Here is a 3,197-nt window from a genome sequence, read left to right on the forward strand (position 1 = left end):
TATTGTAAAGGAAGAGATCTTTATTTTAAAAAGTGCCATGGATCTTTCTATAGTGTTCTCGTAAAGGTTTGTTTTGCCCTTAGAGAAGTAGTTCTTTTTGTATCTGGAAAGCAAAATGGAAATATTTTTAAAAAAATGAAATTGATACTTTTTCCGGTCTAAATTAAGCAGTTGGATTAGACATGCTCTATATCATTGTATTTATCTTCTTGGCTACTTTATCAATAGGAGATTTAATAGAAATGCCAAAAATCACTAGGTATATCTGGTTTTTGCTGGCTTTATTACTTCTTATCTTGTTGGGAAGTTTACGATGGAATACTGGGGCAGATTGGAGACCATACTCTAGATTTTATGCGAAGAGCGATCTTGATGACCCTCTTTTTATTCTTTCTATGGAGTCTGGATTTGCATACTTCGTAGGTTTTTTGAGACAATTTTCGGAAAGTTTTACGTTCTACTTAACAGCGCTGTCGCTTTTAACAATTTCTCTTAAAGGTATTTTTCTGCTGCGTTTCACTAAAGCCACTTTTCTGGCAGTTATTCTTTATTGGGGGGTTACACTGGGAGATATTGTAGCAGTAAGGCAGGCAATAGCGATCAGTATATGCTGTATAGGAGTAATCTTCATAGTTAAAGAAAAGCCTTTAATTTTTGGATTACTGGTGTTACTTGCCATGCAGTTTCATACCACTTCAGTTATATTTTTTCTGGCCTATCCGGTTTATTATATGAACTGGAGTATCACATGGAAAGTTTTAAGTATACTTATTGCGATATTCCTGGGACTTAATGTGGGCTATGAAGTTATCCTGGAAAAGGTTATCAACTTGGTTCCTAGTGGGCTGGGATTGGATAGGCTAACCCAAAAGGCTGAATCCTATAAAAATCTGGGAAATGAATTTTTTCAAAAAGATGAGACCGTTACTTTAACAAGATTGGTAGCAGCTTTGGCAAAAAGAGCAGTTTTATTACCTGTATTCTTTTATTTTCAGTCCATTTATAAAGAAAATAGACACTATAATGGCTTTTTGAATTTATATACATTGGGAAATGTAATATTTTTTTTATTTGTTGATTTTTCGGTATTGCAGCGGGCAGCTACAACGTTTTACTTTTTTGAGATCATTTTATTTTGTTTCATCTTTGAAAATACTAAAAGTAAAGGGATATGGTTCGTAATTATCCTGGCATATGCCTTTATGAAAATGGCGTCAAATATTTTTGCAGGATATGATTTACTCGTTCCATACATTTGGATATTTTCTGATGATACTTATCGATATATGTATTAATTTATTCCGAAATGGTTGATATTACAGTTTGTACACCTACATATAATAGAGGGAATTTACTTAAGCGTTTATACGATAGTTTAAATAGCCAAACCCGCCTACCGAAGGAATGGATTATTGTAGATGATGGAAGTGAAGATGATACCAGGAAAACTGTTGAAGAATTAGCTATAAAGAGCCCTTTTCCCATTATTTACTATTATCAGATAAACTCAGGAAAGCATATTGCCATTAATACAGCTGTTAAATATGCTAATGGGACCTTATTTTTTATAGTTGACAGCGATGATTATTTAGAGAAAAATGGAATTGAAGTCTTTTGTAAAGAATGGGAAGCTATTCGGAAGTTGACAGATAACGCTAGAGAAAGAATCATTGGTGTAGCAGCGAATAGAAAGTATCCTGATGGTAAAGTAATTGGTGGTACTCCGGAATATAAGTTTTTAGATACCGACCTTCTGACATTCAGGTATATACTAAATGTAAAAGGTGATAAAGCGGAAGCTTATCGAACAGAAGTTGTTCGTAATAATCTTTTTCCTGTTATTGAGGGAGAACGCTTTTGTCCGGAGGCTTTGGTTTTTTACAGACTTGCTCATGAGGGGTATCAATTAAGGTTTATTAATGAATCCGTTTATGTATGTGAATACCTGGAAGGAGGGTTAACTCAGAGTGGTTTAAAAACAATCAGAAAGGGCCCAATAGCAACTCTTCTTCATATGGCTTCTATTGTTAATTATACAGAAGTACCTTGGAAAATCCGCATTAAACATGCTGTTCTATTTTGGAGATTTAGTTTTTGGGCTGATAACTGTACATTCAGAAAGCAATGCGAGATGCTCAATAATAAATTATTTTTGTTGTTTTATCCGTTAGGCACAATATTTTATATGAGGGACAGGATATGGAACAAATAATACAGATATGAAATTAAGACTGATAATCCTGACTTACTTGTTTTTGGGAAGTTGTGTTTCTGCCCAAACTCAGATGGTTAGTAAAGACCTGAAAAAAGATTTTGGAGCGAAAGGGGATGGTATTTCTAATGACTCACAAGCTTGGGCAGAGGCTGTCAACTTTTTTTCAGGAAAGAAAAATGGAAAACTTATTGTTCCGCAAGGGGTGTACAGGATTGGGGAACAAACTATTGATACGAATATTACCAACAAGATTCGTTTTGCGAATTTAAAGTACCCGGCGAATTTAAGAAATGTATCTGATTTAGAAATTGTTGGTGTAATTGATAAGAAATCCGGAAAGCCGATTTCGATTCTTAGATTTTTAGATAACCAATATTATGGATATCTAAATCCTGCAAACAGGATGGAGGCCTTAGTAGCCAATTTAGATAGTGAAGCAAATCTGGGTGCAGTGCTCAATTTGAACCATACCTGTAGAAATATTACAATTAGAAATTTAGAACTGGATGGTAATTTTGAAAAGCAAATTTTTCATCCAATCCCTCAAGGTGTAAAAAAAGGAGCGGATGTGGGGCATTATGGTATCACTTCTTACTCAGTTGCGAATCTTCTACTGGAAAATTTATACGTACATCATTTTGCTTTGGATGGTTTCTATATTCAAAATGACCGGAAAGTGCTGGAAGACGGGAAGTATCATACAATCGTTAAAAAATGCAGATCAGACCTTAATGGACGACAGGGATTGAGTTTTACTGTTGGCTCTAGTATTTTACTAATAGATTCGGAATTTACAAATACCGGACGTGGGAGAGTCCGGATTTCACCAGCGGCAAATGTAGATATTGAAAATCATGATGCTTCCGGTGCTTCTCTGAAGAATATTCGGATCGAGAATTGCACGATGTCCAATAATCTTGGAGGAGCAGGATCTATCAATATTGCAGGGAAGGTTGAGGATATTATTATTACTAATTCTGTT

The 3,197-nt window shown here is 34.9% G+C and carries 3 protein-coding genes; all 3 read left to right on the forward strand.

The features are described 5' to 3' along the window. The first annotated feature begins 242 nt into the window (after positions 1-242). Positions 243-1,295 carry an EpsG family protein gene (locus ABWO41_RS17040; protein ID WP_353140601.1) on the forward strand — a complete coding sequence of 351 codons (1,053 nt, stop codon included), beginning with the start codon at positions 243-245 and terminating at the stop codon, positions 1,293-1,295. An 11-nt stretch (positions 1,296-1,306) separates the two neighbouring features. Continuing rightward, positions 1,307-2,212, forward strand: coding sequence for a glycosyltransferase family 2 protein (locus tag ABWO41_RS17045; RefSeq protein ID WP_353140604.1), 906 nt, complete (start codon positions 1,307-1,309; stop codon positions 2,210-2,212). Positions 2,213-2,219: 7 nt separating this feature from the next. After that, on the forward strand, positions 2,220-3,197 hold a 978-nt coding region (locus ABWO41_RS17050), incomplete at its 3' end, for a glycoside hydrolase family protein (RefSeq protein ID WP_353140607.1).

The sequence above is a fragment of the Pseudopedobacter sp. genome (assembly GCF_040392825.1).
Taxonomy (GTDB): domain Bacteria; phylum Bacteroidota; class Bacteroidia; order Sphingobacteriales; family Sphingobacteriaceae; genus Pseudopedobacter.